A 17879-nucleotide genomic window follows, 5' to 3' on the forward strand; every position below is an offset into this window, starting at 1 on the left:
TTATCTGCTCCAGAGAAGCGGAATTACCCAAGTTCCGAAATTGCTACACTTAATCATCAAGTCTAGCTTTAGTAAATTCAAATGGAACTTCTAGTTTTTCTCCTAGTTCCATTACATTGTTAGTAAACTTATTAATATCTTCTGATATGCTTACTGCACCTCCAGCTAATGTAGCCACGGCAGTACCGACAGCAGCAAGTCTTTTTAATCTTCTTCCAAGCCTCTTTGGATCTTGCTTTTCTGGATTTATAATTTCTTCTTCTAAATCATTTAATTCCATTTCAGCATCTTCTTTTTGTTCATTTGGAAAATGTTGTATGGCTTCTCTTAAAGAAGAAATTATATGGTTTATATCATCGATATTTTGAGCGATAATGATTGAATAGTCATTTAGAGCACCACCAGATTGTACACTACCTTCTGCTGCAAAACCACCACCAAACTTAGAATTTTGTAAATTGTATTCGCTCATATTAATATTATTTCCAATAAATAAAATTTCCTGATTGTTAATGACTAAATCCGAGGTTTTTTGTTCAATTATATTGTTTACTACCTCTAAAGCTTTTCTGGCATCAGATTCGATTGCTAATAACTTTTTACTTATATTTTTGAGCTTTTCTTTTGATAAGTTGATTTCATCTTGAGATTTAAGCTGTTTGGTGGCGAGTGAAAAGCGATCGCTAATACAGTCAATAAATTCTATTGCTGCTTCGGAATTATTAGCTACTTCATAATACCGATGGCAACTCGAACGAAGTACTTGGGTAACAATTTGCTTCAAAGAACAGTAGATAATGGCAGCACGAGCAATATCTCGCGGCATTTCAGGCTCAAATAAACAACGTTCGAGTAAAATTTCATTAACTTTGTCTTCCATAGCCTTTATCTCTTGAGCTTGAGGGATGAAAATATTAAAATTACAAAGAAACTTAAGCAAAGCCAACTCTTCTATTTTCATCTCTTTTGGTAGCAGTTGGCTTTTTTGTGTCCAAATAACGTCAAGAGAACTAGCTGCTACATTTCCTAGGAAGTATACCCAATAGTCATTAACATCTAGTTTACTTTCACCTTTTTGCAAAATGCTTTTTAACCAATCTAAATTCTTATTACTAACTTCAGGACAGTTAATTGCTCCGAGAGATATTCCCAGTAACTCTACAGGACGATAGAAAAATGAAGTTCTATCGGGAGTAAATATATTTTTAGTTGCCAGTCTGGAAAACCCATTTTTCCATAGTGCCAATAAATCTCGATCTAGCTCTTCTATATTGGAAGCAATTTTATAACCTATTGCTGCAAGTATGGGTGCTTGATAAAACCTCTGTTGATTAAAAATATTAAAAATATGATTCTCTGTTACACTTAATAACTCATTACCAGAATTTAAAAAGATATACTCAGCAAAACCGCTTTCAGGAGATTTACAACTGTAATTGTCCTCAATGAGATTTTTTAAATTGTCTAGCTGATAGCCAAAACTTATCTCCATCATATTCATTAAAGAAACCATTTACTTGCGTTTAAATTTATATCTAATAGGGCTGGAGACCAACCGCAAATACTTTTTAAACGGGCGAGAAGCTCTGCAATTAACTCGGAATAGTAAATAGTTACAGGTTTTGAAATAGGAAGTACAGAACGCCAGGATAAGGAGGTGAATTTTAATACTTGTTCGCTCAGATAAGTTAAATCATTGTAGGTTGATTGGCGGTCTAGGTGTATCAAAAGAGGAGTAGGTAAAGGAGAAGTAATTCTTTTGACCTGCTGAGAGCCATTAGTTGATAAAAGCCTTGTGAACCTTCCCAACTGTACTATAGTTCCTCTGGCTGGAGCATATTTGCCTTTTACAGCGTCTCCGTCCTGATAACTCTTGTATTTGGGCTTGATTCCTGGTTGTGATTTGTCAGTAGCAAAGAAAGGATGAGCTTGAGATATCGTTAAAAAAGCAAATTCAATTTTTTGTTCTTGACCGATTTCTTCAACACATTCCTTAACGATCTTAGAAACCTGAACTTTTTGCAGTGGTCGGGCTGCATGAAATACTAAGCGAACAGTATCTCCAGGTTGCCAACCGTTACGTTGCTTAATTTGCCTCAGAATCGATATTGTTGATTCTCTCAAAACATCAGGATATTCATTATAAGAACATTCTCTTGACAAATCGCCTAAAAGATAATTACCATCACCGCGAAAAACTGTTGTAATTCCTACAAATCTTTGTCTTTCCAGAAATCTGTTATCTGATAATTCGCAAGTACCTATTCCAATAACTAATTCATCGCTAATTGTAAGATCGTGGTCTACTGTCCATGGTATTCCTTTCATTTTGGCATAAAGAGCAACGCTAAAACTTTGCAAGGTGTACTGTATAGACGATTGGCTTTGCTTTAACGTTGATTCTCTAACACCTTGTACGGGAATTCCTGCCATCAATAACAGAGCTTTGGATTGAAGATAGGGATTTATTGAATCTGGTAATCTTGAATGTTCGTCTAAAACCACAACTATTGCAGCATCAGGTTTCTTGTCGATATCTCTCAAAACATTCTCAATTTCTTCTTTATAAGCAATCGCAGGTGGTAGATTGCTTTGCTTTAGCCAAGGAATCTTGTACAGTGTGAATTTAGGATTAAAAAGACCAAATATTTTGGCAAATCCACCCGTGTAACGAGATTCTTCTCTCTCCATAGTTCCGTAGCGCTCGGGTATTTGCTTTTTAATACTTACTCCGTCTTTAAAATTTCTTAGGAAATTTTCTGTTGCACCTTGCACAGTATCGAGGAAAAATACAGCAATTTCAGGAGATTTTCTGGCAAAGCTATCTCGACTAAAAGTACCATAATTGCAAATTCCTCTCCAAGGATATATATCTCTTTTCGTGCGTGCAGCATCAAAGCAAAATTCCACAGGTGAAGCTTGAATGATGCTTTTGTAATTACTATCATTAAATGCTTCAATACGATCTCCAATATGTCCCTGTAAATCAGGAGTAATTTGTAGAGGTGATTTTTGTTTAATATATTCTCCTAGTTTTGTAATAGCATCTTCAAGAGCAACTCCGTCTAGCAAATTACCTGTTGCTTCATCTCGCTCATTTTCAAATGCGCCGTATCGATCTCCTAATATAATTTTTAAACAACGAGTAAAAGACTTTTTTGACCCTTCTAACCACACTTCATATTCGCTAATTGAGCTTATGCCATCATATGATTCCGATAGATGAACTAATCCGTTACAAAAAGAACTAATTTTCCCTACAAGACGGCGTTTACCAGGCTCAGAAGTTCTGTGAACTACATATAGTCCCTCTAAATCTACTCCTTCCCTCTGCAAGTTGCTTAGTAAAGCTTTAATTTCCCAACAGGTACTTACTTTGAGAAACAAGCCAATAAATACTTCATCCGCTCGCAATTCGACGGTCTTGGATTCTATTGTTAATTTTGGCGTTATGGTGAAGGCAGAAAGTAATCCTGGAGGATTATCTAACTTCTTGGAAATAGTACTAATTAATTCATTTTTTTGAGACAATACGGTAAATGGTCTTTGTTTAAAAAGTGAATATTTTGGAAATACTTCAGAAAGAATATCGGTGATTTTTCTATTAATTAATTTTAGATTTTCTATACAATTTAATTCGCAAATCTGACTGAAAGGAATTTGTTCTAACTCTAGGATTTTTTTAGGGAATCCATATAGCTTTCCTTTCTGCCAATATAAAAACCAATTATTTTCATGTTCGTGTTTAAATGCTTTTAATTCCTTATTGTCACGCATATCTAGAACATACGCTTTAAAAATAGGCGAAGAAAGTTCTATTCTAAAGCCATTAAGAGCGAGCGACATAAATAACTATTTAAATCAAATATTAATGTAAGATATCTATGTTTTAAACTATTATTCAATAGTGATTGTACTGATGCATTCAAAAATAGTTTTAATTTTTCAGCAATTACACGGAGGCGATGATTTTTTCTATATTTGATAGCAGAAGATTTATTAGTACAAACGCTCACCTTAACAGGGGTAGCGTAGTCTCTTAACTTGTCACAAATACATATTGCCTTGCGGCAAAAATTAACCAAGTAATTACCTGGTTAATTTTTTATGGTTAAATATAGGTCAAAATCGCTTTTAGGAAAAGATTCTGGTAGCTTACAGTTTAATCCCAATGTGGCTTGTCATTCCTGGCAAGAGTTAGAACAGTACACCAGTAGTTGTCAGACTTGCGGACTATCAAAATCTCGCACTCAGGTGGTGGCTGGTAGATATAGCAAAAATAAAAAAGCGGACCTACTCATCATTGGCGAAGGACCAGGACAAAAAGAAGACGAACAAGGACTAGCTTTTGTGGGGGATTCGGGTGCTTTGCTCGATATTATGTTGAATGCAGTTGGTTTGGACTCTTGGTACATTACCAATGTGGTTCGCTGTCGTCCCCCCAACAATCGCACTCCCACCAAAGCAGAATGTCTTAGCTGTTGGGGTTTTTTGCAAAGTGAGATTGTCCTGGTGCAGCCCAAAGCAATTCTCTGTTTGGGTAAAGTTGCTACTAAAACCATTATTAATAGCTCAGCTAAGTTTGAGAAGATGATGCGGAGTTCGCATCAATATTTTGAATATCCAGTGTGGGTAACTTACCATCCTGCCTATTTACTCAGGCAGCCCCAGCTAAGTGAATACAGTCCTAAATGGGAGGCATGGCAAGTATTGTGTCGTTTAAAACTATATTTAAACGGCTTGCGCCTTAAAAATAACGATTAATCGTTATTAAATTAATAAATAAATACTTATGGTTAAAACTGCTTCAAAGAACACTGGCAGAAAATCTAATGCTACTAAAACTGCGGCTACAATTGAGTCAGGTAAATGTACTTTGAGTATCAAACCTAAAATTCTGACGAGTAGTTTAGGGCTACTCTACGCAGCAATTGGTAGCAACAGGCAAGGTGTAGATAGACTAAAAATTGAGGTGGGCGACGGTAAGAGTGTTTTCAGTGTTGGAGGCGATGTTAGTGTTGAAATTGCCTATAAAGCAAATAAAACATTAAAAGCAGAAACAGTTCAGGTTAGCTGCAAACAAATTAAGAGTTTGGCTTCTTATCTCGATACTTCCGATCAGCAATTGACTTTGGGTGAAGAAAAAGTTACTGTTGCCAATCGCAAAAGAACTTATAGCTATGAGTTGTTAACCTATAAAGATGTTTTTCCTGAAGATAAAGCTGAGTATGAACCTGTAGCCAAAATTAAAGCATTAGAATTTAAACAGGCTTTAGATAAGGTTATTCCTTTTGTAGATAACGATCTCAAGACGATTTTTAGTGGTGTATGTCTGCAATTAAAGTCTGTAGATCCTAGTGTTGATGAGGATGTAGACTCAGATACTCTTGGGCTAACCCTGACTGGTATAACCGTACCTAGTATGATGAGTACTGTGACCATAAACGTGGATTCAGTAGATACTAATAGTCTTAGCAGTTTCGAAGAGACTACCATTGTCTTACCCAAGAAAGCTGCTTCTTTTATTGCTAGTCAGGCTGAAGACTTTACCTTGTTGATTAGTGAAAAATCAGTACGGTTTGAATGGCTTAATGTTAAATGCAGCATTCAAACTCTCAAGGGTACATATCAAAATGTAGATGAAATATTAGAAAAAGTTTCTGGTAACAATGTCGAAGTAGAGTTCAACAGAAATGATTTATTTAATGCTCTAAAGAGGCATCAAGTAACTGCTTCAGAGGTTGAATTCTCAATCGAAGGAGAAACCTGTAAGTTAAGCCAGTCTACCGAAGCTGGTAGCGGTGCAGAAAACATCTACTGTAGAAATGATTCGGCAGAGTTCATTACCCTCAATTTACCCATTGATAATTTAGTTAAAGTACTAACTTCGATTAGTTCAGAAACAGTAATTTTCAAGCTGGATTTAGAACCAGATAAAGGTGAGTCAGAGCCTAGTAACAATATTTTGATTCAAGATGGTGATGCTACTTATTGTCTAGCTCAGTTAATTGCCTCAAACCAGTCAGACGAGGAAGACGAAGAATAATAGTCCTGTCGGACTCTAGAAGTTAGATAAAAAAAGCACTTCGATCTTTTAGTTCTAGGTGTGTAACCAATCTGTATTTTGATTTATGAATTTACCAATTAAATATCGACCGATTCGATTCGATCGCGTTGTAGGTCAATCTGTAGCTGTAGAAATTGCCAAAGCTAGTCTGCTTCAGTCGCCATTACAGACTACTTTTCTTTTCGTGGGAGCTTCTGGCTCTGGCAAAACTACTCTTGCTAGAATCATGGCTAGAAGCCTAAATTGTACTAATCGCCAAGGAGTTGAACCCTGTAATCAATGTGATAGTTGTCAAGCTCATCTTAAAGATAATCACCTTGCCATTAGTGAGATTAATGGAGCAGATAAGACTGGAGTTGATGATGTTCGAGACATTATCGAAAAGTGTCAGCTCCATACCCTGGATTCTAAATATCGAGTATTGATTATAGATGAGTGTCATCAAATGAGTAAGCCAGCCCAAAATGCGATGCTCAAACTGTTAGAAGATCCACCGATTGATACAGTCTTTCTCCTTTGTACAACTGAAGAAGATAAGTTGTTAGAAACTATTCGCTCGAGAGCTAGAATTCTTCGCTTCCAAACTGTGGCGAGGGATTTGGTTGCGGGCTATTTGATGAATATTGCCCATCACGAACAAATTCCTTTAACTGAAGCTGAGGCTTACCGAATTTATGAATATAACCAAGGTTCGATCAGACGGTGTTTACAGACTTTGGGTACAGTTTCACAACGGGTTACGGTAGAAGATTTGTGTCCCCAGATAGCTGAAGCTAAGTTACAAACTCTATTGCTAGCGTTTGAAGCCAGGGACTATTTGAGCATCGATCGCACTCTACAAGAATTAATTGGAGACAGATTTTATCCTAAGCACATTTTGAGTGCCTTAGTTGATTACACGATCGCTATGATGACAAGAGCTGATACCAGCAGGAATTTTATCGTTAATGCAGATAAAATTTTAGCGGTACTTATTCCAGCTACTAATAAGCTAGGTAGTGGTAATAATGCTCAAACCAGTTGCCGTTTAATTTTGTACGAGGCTGCTATAGCTTGGCAACCAATGGCTGCCGATCGTCTAGCTAACCAAGTCTCTGATGAGTTAAATCAGCTAGATCGAACTCAAGTGCCTACTTCAGAACAGCTTCAAGCTCAATATGCTCCTGCACCTATGCAACCCCAACCTTATCAGGTTCAAATTCCTATTCCCGTTCAGTTGCAGCCCGAACAGTATGTCCATGGACAGGGCAATCGGCATTCTGTGAATTCGTACCCACCTCAGAATGGAGGTTACCAAAATGGAGTACAGGTAAATCAACAACTCCCGACTTACCAAAATATTCATAACAACGGAGTTTACCAATTGCCGATTCAGTAATCAACGAACCAGAAACAGGTTAAATGGCAAGGCTAGTGTTTTGTCAATTAAAAATTGACGGATAAAGGGAAAGCGATGCAGCGGACGCGAAGCTAATCCTTTAGGGCGGTCTTGGGGGTTTCCACCAAACTAAGCGGTGCGACACGAAGTTAGTCCTTTAGGGCAAGCCCCATGAGCGATATGCGGAGCGGTATCCTTTAGGACTGCATCAAGAAGGGTAAAAGGTTAAAGTAATGTATCCCAATCCAAAAAACTACTCATCATTAATTAGTTGACACAGTGCTAGATTGACGATTATTCCAGTTCAAGAAACTATTTTTAGGGCTGGATTTGTCTTGTCGATAATGGAGAACAATATTTGAAATTAACATCATGCTTTTACTGTTTATAGGTGACGATCGCACCTTAATTGAAGAACAGATCGAATATGCTATGGTATGTCACGGATTTAATAAATATCAGAGTAGAGAAAACCCTCAGCAGGCTTACCTCAATTGTCTGACCCACGGTTTGACTTCGGTTAATACTGCTACTTTACTATACGTAAGTCAGTCAGATTTAGAGCTGGATTTAAGTCTGATTCCAAGACTTGCCAAGTCCAAGAATCTGCTGTTTATTGTCTGTCCGAGTTGGAATAGTAAAACCAAGCTGGGTCAAGCTTTGAAGCCCTATCTACAAAGTCAGGCTCAACTACCTAGTACTTGGAACAAAAAGGATATCGATAAAGGAATTGATTTTTATGCAGGACAATTAGGGTTAACTTTGAGTTACGAGGTTAAAGAATATCTAAGAGTAGCTTTAAACAATAACTTTCCTCAGTTACGTTCTGGACTGTCTACTGTAGCTTTGCTTTCAACTAATCCTACTTTGGAATTAGTGCGTCAGATTATTCCTTCTGAATATGCTACGGCGATTGAACTTAAGAAAATGATTTTACTAAAAAAGCGAAAAGAAATACCTGCTTATGTCCAGAAATTAAAAGGCATTGTTCCCGAACAGGTAATCTTAGCTAGCTTGAGTACTCAATTTACTACAGTAATGCAAAGTGCGATCGCCTTGAGTAATAATCTTTCCGATCCCGAAGTCGCTAAATTTGCGGGAATTAGTAATGTGAAACGACTGTACTTTATCAAGCAAGAGGTGCAGATGGGTTCGGTCGAACAGTTTGTTTGGCTTAACAAAGTGATTCAAGACACTCAAAGGCAGCTTCAATATAGCAACTGTGATTTATCTGCCAAGTTAATATTGATGACCTGCTGGTAACCTATCGGTTGGATTTTAAGCGAGTTATTTGATATCTAGTGATAATTTCTCGGTTCGAAGCTACACCAGATTTAGTTCGGATCGATTCCATATGAGTATTAATTGTAGATTTGGATATTGCTAACTCTTTCATGATGTCAGTCAGGGATAGCCCACTGACATATAGGTTAAACACTCCCTTTTCTTTAGGTGTTAGCTTTTGGATAGTAGTATCTAACTCATCAAATAGCTCTACTAATGGTCCTAGTAAAACCATGTAGCTATCGTTTAATAAGCCTTGAGAATAATAAGTGCCACCGCTTATGACCGCGTTGATGGCAGCGCATAGCTGATCGTTAACCTGCTCTTGATCGAGAATTCCCTGACAACCCATTGAACATAGTCGAGACACTAATTTATCTTTTGACTGAGCTAGATAGATTATCTGCTTCTGCTTTTTCAATAAGGATTCGACCAGATTAATAGTCTCTTTCGGTGAGACAAATTCACTTGTGATTAGTACTGACTTAGCTTGAGGTAATGATGTTCTAATGTCTTTGCGCTCTAGTTCTTGGGATGAAATATTTTGCAGTTCATAGCCAGTGGGGATGAGATTTTGTAGCCCCATCGCATAAAAAATATTGTTGTTCAGCAATGCAATTGTTTCTGGCATATAGACGATCGAGAAGAGTCTTACCTATTTTAATCGGCTAATTTTCAATTTGTAAGTCTAGCGACTAGAAAAGGTGCAATTATATTTTTTCTAGTGATGCTGAAATATTTTTCACCTTATAGTTTTCTTTCCGACAAAAGCCATCTGCTCGAAGAAGAACACGAAAAACCGTTAAAGACTGAGTATATTCCCAACTTAAGACGGGACTTAAAACCAGGATGGCTTTTTCACCATCTATATAACCCAGATACAAGACTCAAAAACATTCAAAAGCATATTTTACCCCTTGAGCATATCCCTGAAATATCTTTCTCAAACGGGTGTGCTTCTAGTCGAGATAAAGGTCGCCAAATGCTTGAACTCTGTCTCGATAAGATGCTAACTAAAGGTGGCTATATCAGTATGATAACTCGCATCGAGTACTTGCTTGACTGGCTACTGTTTGCTTTGGGGCATCCTCATATTGGAGAATTACCCCCCGATCCTCATAGCTGTGAGGGGTGCAGTATGGTTTTGTATCAGCTGTTTAATCTGTTTCCTGTGATGTATCTACCCAAAGACTATTGGGGGAGTTTAATTGCTGATGCCAAGAGTAAAGGCTCGCAAAGGCACACGGGATATTTTCCTACACCCAATACGGTAGCCAATGCCATCGGACAGATGTTGTTTTGCCCCGAACAGGATAATAGGCTACAGGTAGGTTGTGAGCCTACTGTGGGAACAGGGGTGATGACATTAGAGCCTAGCAATCGAATTTTGTGTATGGTTGCCACGGATATAGATCAAGTCTTACTTAAGGCAACGCTTGTAAATTGGTACTGGTATTGTCCCTGGTTTGCTATGCCACCGTTTTACCTAGTCGATCGCACCGATTTAATGTGGGGGAATTCGCTGGCAAAACCAGATCGTGAAAATGCTCCCGTATCCATTCATCAAAAGTATTGGCTAGAACAGTACCGAGATATTTATCCTGTTGGTTTGGTGGAGAAGGATTGGCGAGAAGAGATCCGCAAGATTATTGACCTTCAACCAGCTCCTGTTACTGCACCAAAAATTAAACAGCTCAAGATAGAAGGTGATTTAATTCAGCCAGACCAGCCGACTAAGCCTAAAGGGTATAAGAGAGCAAAGAATATGAAAAAATCAAAATCTTTGTTTTAAACGGTAATTACCTAGTTACCCATTTGCTAAGTTTCCAAGATACATATAAACCCAGGTAACTTTGTAGCTGGATAAGTAGCTAACAAGTTAGCAAGATATATGTAAACCCAGGTAACTGGGCAACTGGGAAGCTAGCTTACCAGGTAACTGGGCTATAGGTCGTCTTTAGTATAGCCCTCTGGCAAGCCATATTTTTTGATCAGAAATGCGATGACAATTTTTTTAAATTGACTTCCTTCCATTTTAATTTTGCCCATCCAAAAATTGCCTACTTCTGCTGGGACTTCCAAGTTCAGGGTCTTTTTCTTAATACTTTTTTTAACTTGGTTACTTGTTACCTGAGTATCTTGGTTACTTGCTATCTGAGTATCTTGGTCGTAATCATCAGACTTAGCCTTGTTGATAATATTTTTGACAATGCTCATTTGTTTTTCTCCAAAAAACTGATAATTTCCTTACCTACTGCTTTGTAGTCTTGCCACAGTGGTTTCTGTCCTGTCATATATCGAACAGTAGTAGACAAATCTCCTGCATGTTGGAATCCAGTTGAACGACGAATCATCTGTTCAAACACGGGTAATCCTGCATCAATTAAATCTTGTCGCATATTTTTTCCCGTCGTACTGGGATGGGGCGGCACAATAGAAATCAAAAACTTGTAAGGAGCGTTGCCAATGTCATGAGCTGTTTTCATCATTGGTTCAAAACTATCGCTATTGGGCTGAGTAGGTAAAATTAATAGATTAGTTCCTTCTGCCAATTCTTTTAGATCATCGCTATCGGGTCTTGCTGGAGTGTCAAAAACTATGTATTTGTAGTCGGATACATGCATAGCCGCTGCTTTTTCAGGTACTACAGTAAAAGGCAGTTTTTTGACTTTAGGTGAATCCTTAATTATTTCCAGATTGTTTTTATATCGAGATAGGGCTGTGCGATTTGGATCGCAATCAACGATTAATGTCGGGCCGTAGTCACTCAAAAAGTCAGCTATATGAATAGCAGTTGTACTTTTAGCTACGCCTCCTTTATACCCAGTAATAGTGACAATTTCTCTAGCAGTTCCCATGCCGTTACTCACTTGATAATTGGGTTTACAGCCAATAAGATAACAAGCTAACTGGTTATTTGGGTTTCTTGTAATCTTAGTTTACATATTACTGGGTAACAAGTTAGCAAGATATAAGTAAACCTTGGTAACTGGGTAACTGGGTAACTGGGTAACTGAATAGGTGTTTTAACTTAAAATATATAAAAATAAATCCGCTCATATTCCAGTCGTAAAACTGAGGATATAAGCACTCCAACAGATAAAGTTTAGAATAAAACAAAGAAAAGAACTTCAAAAAATTACTGAATGAAATGGAAAAAGCAACCGCCCAAAGAGCAAGCTTTTATATTTATATTTAATTTACCATCTATAACAACTTGGATTATCGATAATCATGACTGCTATTAATGTTTCTGCTTTTACAGAGAGAATAAGCGATCGCGAATTGGAAAAGCTGTGCGCGGACAATCCCGAAACCAAATTTGAAACTACTCCTCAAGGAAAATTAATCGTTATGTCACCGACTGGAAGTGAGAGTGGAAAAATGAATGGGGATTTATTCTTCCAAGTCGAATTATGGAATCGCCAATATAAATTAGGAGTTACTTTTGACTCTTCTACTGGATTCAAACTCTCCAATGGTGCAACCCGTTCTCCCGATGTTAGTTGGGTAGAAAATGTCAAATGGAATAGTCTAAGCAAGCAGCAGCAAAGGAAGTTTGCGCCTATAGAACCCAATTTCGTAATCGAGTTAATGTCTCCTACCGATGATTTATTCGAGTTACAGCAAAAGATGGTCGAATACATGAACTGTGGCGTAAGACTAGGTTGGTTGATTAATCCCGATAATAAAGTGGTAGAAATCTATCGTCAGGAAAGAAACAAAGAAGTTTTAGATAACCCCGCCAGCTTGTCTGGAGAAAATGTACTGCCCAACCTAACTGTCAGTCTAGGTGAGATATTTTAATCTATTTAGTTGATTCTTTCTTCATAAAAGTCTGGCGGTTTACTGCTTATTATTGATATGCCATTAATTAATGTTCCTATTGTTCGTACCAAGTTTTATTCTTAACTGGGTAACTGGGTAACTGGGTAACTGGGTAACTTACTTTTGATTCTCTGGAGGCATGGGCAGTAATTCTTCAGCATGAGCCAGTCTTAACTGCAATTGCTCCGTTGTCCAGTCCTGCTTCTCCTTGTTGTTTAATTGGCTGAGATCGATATATTTTTGCTGTTGTTTCTCTTTGAGTGCCGCCATTCTTTGGGCTAAGGCAGGGCGAATTTTCTCTTTCCAAATTACCGTTTGGGCGTTAAGTTCTCGCTTAATATCCTCTTCGGGAATACCAATTCTACCCATCAATGGTCTTCTAGTATCGTCTTTATCTCCATAGCCTGGGTTGGCAATAATGGCTTTACCTTGGGGAAATCTCTCAATCTGATCTACGCTAATCAAGGGAACTTGGTGAATTTGTTTATTTACGGAAGTTGAACCACCAGTAGCAGAGGAGGAACGGGAAACTGAGGTCGTGATTTCAGTTTTGTTGCCAAACTTTTTAGAATATTCTTCTGCGGTAGCCGAATCATTAGGACCGAATAGGACATGGGTGTACAAGCCAGATACTAGGGCTTTACCTCGTTTGTCTCCATATAGTTCAAAGAATTGATTCAAGCTTTGCGCTCCAATTATGGGAATACCACCATTAGAGCGATACTCGTTAATAAATTCAGCTAGTTTAGCAAATACTCCTAAGCTGGGAGCTTCATCAATACAGTAACAAAAAGGATTTTTCCGCTTCTGGCTGAGGTTTTCGACAATAGAAAGGTGCATACACATGATAATCAAAGGTGCGATTACGCTGCGCCTGCGGTCATCTAGCTTCATAACTAGTAATTGCTTGGGCTTGAGGTGAAGATCGATGGTACTTTTACCAATCATGCAGGGCAAAAGGTCATTTTGAATAAAGCCTGAGAAAGTAATTTCTGCTGTGGTTTTAATCGAAGCTGCGGTCTTTTCTGATTCTTTAGAGGAAAGGAAGTTAGAAAGAGTCGCGGCAATCCAAGGGTCGAGCTTCTGCTGATCATTACGCTGCACTGCCCAATCAAGGCGTTTGACCAAGTTAGGTAGTTGGGTGATAGCGTAGACCATCGGCAAGTCTTGATACTTACTCGATTTAGCCAGCTGCATCAACCCTTTAGCGAGCATTCCCCCTGATTGGGAGAAAAAGTCTTTTTTGCCGTCCCCGCCACCCTGAGAGTCGATAAAGATTTTAGCTAGTTCTCCTGCTGTGGTAGCATCTCTGGCATCTTTCATGAAGTCGAGAGGATTGATTACGCAAGTGTATTGACCTTCTGGATGATTTGGATCTTCCTCGTGTTCAACTCCTACTCCTCCAGGGGCAAAGACATCTACGGTATAGCCATAACGAGAAGCCAAAGACATATGCAGCTTCATCTGGTCGCCTTTTTTATCGTAAAGCAGGACACTCACTGACTGGGCATACAGAGATTCAAGCACGCGATCGATAAAGGAAAAAGTTTTACCAGAACCAGGCGCGCCTAAAACCAGTACTCCCCTACCCACATCGGGTATCCAGGTGGTTGGCATAGTATTGTGCAAAATAGTCTGTACTCTAGATGCCCATTTAGATCCTAAAAATTTGTATTGGTATTGAGGTGTCCCACACCAAGCAGCACTTGGATTACACTTACCGCTAGCCGTGACCTTCAGGTGTTTGAAGGCTAAATTTGTAGCGTTGAGCTTATCCCAACGATTAGCCATTCGAGCCGAGGTGAGTTGGGGTTGTTTTTGATTGAGCGAAGCCAAAATTAGGAAAAAACCTAAAATCCCTCCCATAACTGAGAGTTGAAATAGTTCTGTTGACCATAGCGATTGTTGGGCTGGGGATGTATTCGCAACTGGAATTTGGGCTTGTGTATTAGCCTGGGCGACTAGTTTTGGTAAGTAGTTAGTCATGGCTTAGGAAATCAATCCACCGATAAAACTAAATTGCCAAAGGAATGTAGGCAGTATCCAGCTAGATAAGAACATGGCGATCGCCATTAACATCAAAAAGACTTTTGGCGTAATTGTTTTTCGGGACATAAGCGAGGATGTGATTGAAAGGTTTGCATCCTCAAATTAGCTTGATAATAGCCCAGATCGCCCTAAGATTTGAGCCATCTTTTATCAGACTAAAGTACGAGGGGAAGTGGCTTTTAGCTAATACATACTAATTTAAAATAAATGCCCAACCAAAGATTGAGTTTTTATACAAAAAAACAAAGCAAGGCTTTGCTTGATAGACTGGCTTACGAAAAAGAAGTGAATTTTGACTATGTAATAGTCGATCGCGATTGTGACCTCGATCGCTGGGTCGAAAGAATTCAAGTCGAAAGCTGTTTTATTACTTTAGACACTGAAACAAAAGGGCTGACTCCTGCTCCTTGCATGGTTAAGACTATTCAGATAGCCTATAGCCCCGATGTACCAGTGCTAATTATTAAATTGCCTAAGATCGAGGATAGGAGTAGCCTCAAAAGATTAATGGCTAATACTAAAATGCTTAAGGTAGGACATCACATCAAGTTTGATGTCTTGATGCTAGAAGCGGAAGGAATTGAGGTTAATGGTCCTTTGATGTGTACCATGTTGGGCATTGAAGTATTAAAAGCAGGGGCGACTAGACAAGCCAGTTTGCAGTTTACGGCTGGATGCTTACTCAATGTCAAATTAGATAAGACTGAGCAAAATTCAGACTGGACAGGAAAACTAACTAGTACTCAACTCCAATATGCTGCCAATGATGCGGGAATATTAGTTGAGATTTTAACTAGCCTTCAACAACAGTTAGACAAGGCTAATTTATCTGGCATAGCCATTTTGGAGTACTCTTGCCTGCTGCCGATAATTAAGATGCAGAGTCGGGGAATTTTCCTCGATCGCAATCGCTGGTACAAAGTGCGCCAAGACTATGAAAAACAGCGAGATAGTTTAGGAGAAGAAATTTACCAGGAATTAGGCAAAGAATTTAATATTGTTTCTTCTAAACAACTATTAACTGTACTCCAAGAGTATGGAGTGAATCTAAAGTCTACCAATAGTAATGTACTGATTGAATGGGTCAAGGAGTATCCCATTATTGCGCCCGTAATTAAGTATCGCAGTCTCAATACTATTATCAATACTTTCTTAAAAGGTTTTGATGAACATCTTCAAGAGGACAATCGACTTAGAGGCAATTGGTGGCAGATTGGTACGAGGACAGGTAGAACTAGCTGTCATGAGCCAAATTTGAGTAACATACCTAAAATACCTAAGTTGAGAAAGTGCTTTGGTGCTACTGATGGCAATATTCTAGTCGATGCTGACTACTCTCAAATTGAGTTGAGGCTAGCTGCCAAAAGAATGAACGTACCTACTTTGATTGAGGCATTTGGGCAGGGACAGGATATTCATGCTCTAACCGGTTCTTACATCTATGATTGTAAGATAGAAGAGCTGAAGCCAGAACAGCGTAAACTCGGTAAGATTTTGAATTTAGGCTTAATCTATGGCATGGGTGCAGAAAAGTTTCGCCTCAATGCCGCCAAAAAGTTCAGTGTCTACTTGAGCTGGGAACGTGCAAAAGAGCTGCGGGAAATGTTTTTCTCTCTCTATCCTGAAATTGCCCTGTATCACTCCTCATGTCGCCGTCGGTGGCAACAGGGTCAACAGCAGGCTCAATCGAGTTTGGGCAGAGTTAATATTTGGTCGAGTAAAAGCCCGAAGCTTAGCCAGATTATCAACTATCCGATTCAGGCTGATTGTGCTGACATTCTAAAGCGGGCAATATCTAGCTGGTATATAGAATCAGTTGGACAAGGACTGGATGCTCACCTGGTTTTGACTGCCTACGATCAGTTAGTAATTGAAGCGAGAAAGGATTCAAGCGATCGCGTAGCTCAGGTTTTGGAAAGGGTTATGATTGAAGCAGGGCGGGATATTTTGGCTCCAATACCAGTAGTGGTTGATATCAAGGTAGGTAGGTATTGGAGTTGATGGAAATCAAAATTCTTGCCGCAATCGCGTGTATAAAGAGAAAAATGTTTGAGGTAGTATTACTATACAAAGAATCTAGCTTCGACCTACCAAATCTAACAGTCTGGCGATCGCCCCATCCAAACTAGCTGTTCCTTCATTGACTGCATAAGAATTAAGCTTGTCCCATGTCTCCTGAGATAGCCTGACGTTGTACTCCAAACCAATTCCCGCTTTGTAAGCTATGCCAGGGCTTGGTAGTTCTTGAATACTTGAATCTAATTCTAGTTGTATGTATTCGTTACTGATTGACTCGGTTTGACCATTATCCAATTTCACAATCACCTCTGTATGGTTGGGTATTTGTTTTATTGTGCCAGAACTACCACCAAATAAAGAATGATTGGATTGAATTTTAATCTTTTGTCCAATTTTATATTGAGCTTTTGGTTCTTGATTTTTAAACTCGGACACAGCTTGAGAGACAACTTTTCCTGATGGAATTCTGTGTCCTGCTAATTCTACAGCTTTTTTCCAAGCTTGTCTTTGTAAGCTTGGTTCTAGGTTAATCAAAGGTCTACATTGACGTTCTGAAGTAGGCAAAATGAGAACCAATGGTTCTCGGTTTTGATTTGGTTCTGAATTGTTTTGTGGTTCTTGTTTTAAATTATCAACTACTTGTGATGAACCTATTAAATAGTCGCCTCGGCGACGAGTATAGCCAAATCTGTCCTGACAATATTCTTCAAAACTACTGTGAGTTGAACGATATAACCGGCGATCTCTTAATTGGGCTAAGGCTACCCCTGCTACATAAAAAGCCCGTTCCACTTTTCTTTCTAATGCGAGGCGATCGCGGGATTCATCATGAGTTAGATCTAAGCTGGATTTTAATTTAATCAGTTTAGGCATAGTTTTTGTCTCCTAAACTCACCTCTAACTTTACTGCCTTCACGGGTGACAGCAGAAACTTAATAGTTGTCATGATTATTGGTTATGAAGAGATAGAAGGTTATACCCAGGTTTCAAGTTACCTGGGTAACTTAAAAACTTGATTTATGGAGACAAAAATCTTTTGCTATATTGTCTAGAAAACTTTTCGGTTTTTTGCGATAAGTCCTCTAGGACTTCGCCACGCTTAAATGTTTGCTCTTTAGTGGTTTCAAAAGCTACTACATCAATTGAACCATCATGTATACTTGATATTAAGTTCATTGTTTAAACTTTTAAGTTGTTGACGATGACAAAGCCTTGTTTGGCTTTGAGTATTAGACAGAGAGAATAAGTTTTGCC

The 17879-nt window shown here is 38.6% G+C and carries 15 protein-coding genes; 7 read left to right on the forward strand and 8 right to left on the reverse strand.

Annotation, left to right across the window (positions count from 1 at the left end; all coding sequences use genetic code 11):
• Positions 1-49: 49 nt before the first annotated feature.
• Both KME09_21155 and KME09_21160 read right to left on the reverse strand, forming a co-directional pair.
• Positions 50-1513 (reverse strand): hypothetical protein, encoded by a 1464-nt coding sequence (locus tag KME09_21155; protein MBW4536447.1) that lies wholly within the window; start codon positions 1511-1513, stop codon positions 50-52.
• Entirely contained in the window at positions 1501-3777 is a 2277-nt protein-coding gene (locus KME09_21160; protein ID MBW4536448.1) for a stem cell self-renewal protein Piwi domain-containing protein, read from the reverse strand. Before KME09_21160 ends, KME09_21155 begins: the two co-directional genes overlap by 13 nt.
• A 330-nt stretch (positions 3778-4107) precedes the next feature.
• Here KME09_21160 and KME09_21165 point away from each other — a divergent pair, with 330 nt between their 5' ends.
• The 4 genes from KME09_21165 to KME09_21180 all read left to right on the forward strand — a co-directional run bounded on the left by KME09_21165 (position 4108) and on the right by KME09_21180 (position 8708).
• Entirely contained in the window at positions 4108-4764 is a 657-nt protein-coding gene (locus KME09_21165) for a uracil-DNA glycosylase (GenBank protein ID MBW4536449.1), read from the forward strand.
• Positions 4765-4792: 28 nt separating this feature from the next.
• Entirely contained in the window at positions 4793-6046 is a 1254-nt protein-coding gene (locus KME09_21170; GenBank protein MBW4536450.1) for a hypothetical protein, read from the forward strand.
• 85 nt (positions 6047-6131) lie between these two features.
• On the forward strand, positions 6132-7445 hold the full coding sequence (locus KME09_21175) for an AAA family ATPase (GenBank protein MBW4536451.1): 1314 nt from the start codon (positions 6132-6134) through the stop codon (positions 7443-7445).
• A gap of 372 nt (positions 7446-7817) precedes the next feature.
• A complete protein-coding gene (locus KME09_21180; protein MBW4536452.1) occupies positions 7818-8708 on the forward strand; it encodes a hypothetical protein in 891 nt (296 codons plus the stop codon).
• A 1-nt stretch (position 8709) separates the two neighbouring features.
• Here KME09_21180 and KME09_21185 read toward each other — a convergent pair whose 3' ends face one another.
• Complete coding sequence (locus tag KME09_21185; protein ID MBW4536453.1) at positions 8710-9360, reverse strand: hypothetical protein; 651 nt, start codon at positions 9358-9360, stop codon at positions 8710-8712.
• 96 nt (positions 9361-9456) lie between these two features.
• On the opposite strand from KME09_21185, the gene KME09_21190 reads away from it, so the two are divergent.
• Entirely contained in the window at positions 9457-10521 is a 1065-nt protein-coding gene (locus tag KME09_21190) for a hypothetical protein (protein MBW4536454.1), read from the forward strand.
• A 152-nt stretch (positions 10522-10673) separates the two neighbouring features.
• Here KME09_21190 and KME09_21195 read toward each other — a convergent pair whose 3' ends face one another.
• Together KME09_21195 and KME09_21200 are read right to left on the reverse strand one after the other, a co-directional pair.
• Positions 10674-10946, reverse strand: coding sequence for a hypothetical protein (locus KME09_21195; protein ID MBW4536455.1), 273 nt, complete (start codon positions 10944-10946; stop codon positions 10674-10676).
• A complete protein-coding gene (locus KME09_21200) occupies positions 10943-11587 on the reverse strand; it encodes a ParA family protein (protein ID MBW4536456.1) in 645 nt (214 codons plus the stop codon). The genes KME09_21195 and KME09_21200 overlap by 4 nt, the downstream gene beginning before the upstream one ends.
• 376 nt (positions 11588-11963) lie before the next feature.
• On the opposite strand from KME09_21200, the gene KME09_21205 reads away from it, so the two are divergent.
• Positions 11964-12536, forward strand: a complete 573-nt coding sequence (locus KME09_21205; protein ID MBW4536457.1) for a Uma2 family endonuclease — start codon at positions 11964-11966, stop codon at positions 12534-12536.
• Between the two features lie 138 nt (positions 12537-12674).
• Here the strand turns inward: KME09_21205 and KME09_21210 are convergent, their stop codons facing one another.
• A complete protein-coding gene (locus KME09_21210) occupies positions 12675-14543 on the reverse strand; it encodes a type IV secretion system DNA-binding domain-containing protein (GenBank protein MBW4536458.1) in 1869 nt (622 codons plus the stop codon).
• A gap of 270 nt (positions 14544-14813) precedes the next feature.
• Here KME09_21210 and KME09_21215 point away from each other — a divergent pair, with 270 nt between their 5' ends.
• On the forward strand, positions 14814-16607 hold the full coding sequence (locus tag KME09_21215) for a hypothetical protein (protein ID MBW4536459.1): 1794 nt from the start codon (positions 14814-14816) through the stop codon (positions 16605-16607).
• Positions 16608-16682: 75 nt separating this feature from the next.
• Here the strand turns inward: KME09_21215 and KME09_21220 are convergent, their stop codons facing one another.
• Entirely contained in the window at positions 16683-17498 is an 816-nt protein-coding gene (locus tag KME09_21220; protein MBW4536460.1) for a hypothetical protein, read from the reverse strand.
• Positions 17499-17642: 144 nt separating this feature from the next.
• On the reverse strand, positions 17643-17801 hold the full coding sequence (locus KME09_21225) for a hypothetical protein (GenBank protein MBW4536461.1): 159 nt from the start codon (positions 17799-17801) through the stop codon (positions 17643-17645).
• Positions 17802-17879: the final 78 nt, after the last annotated feature.

The sequence above is a fragment of the Pleurocapsa minor HA4230-MV1 genome (assembly GCA_019359095.1).
In the GTDB taxonomy this organism is placed as follows: domain Bacteria; phylum Cyanobacteriota; class Cyanobacteriia; order Cyanobacteriales; family Xenococcaceae; genus Waterburya; species Waterburya minor.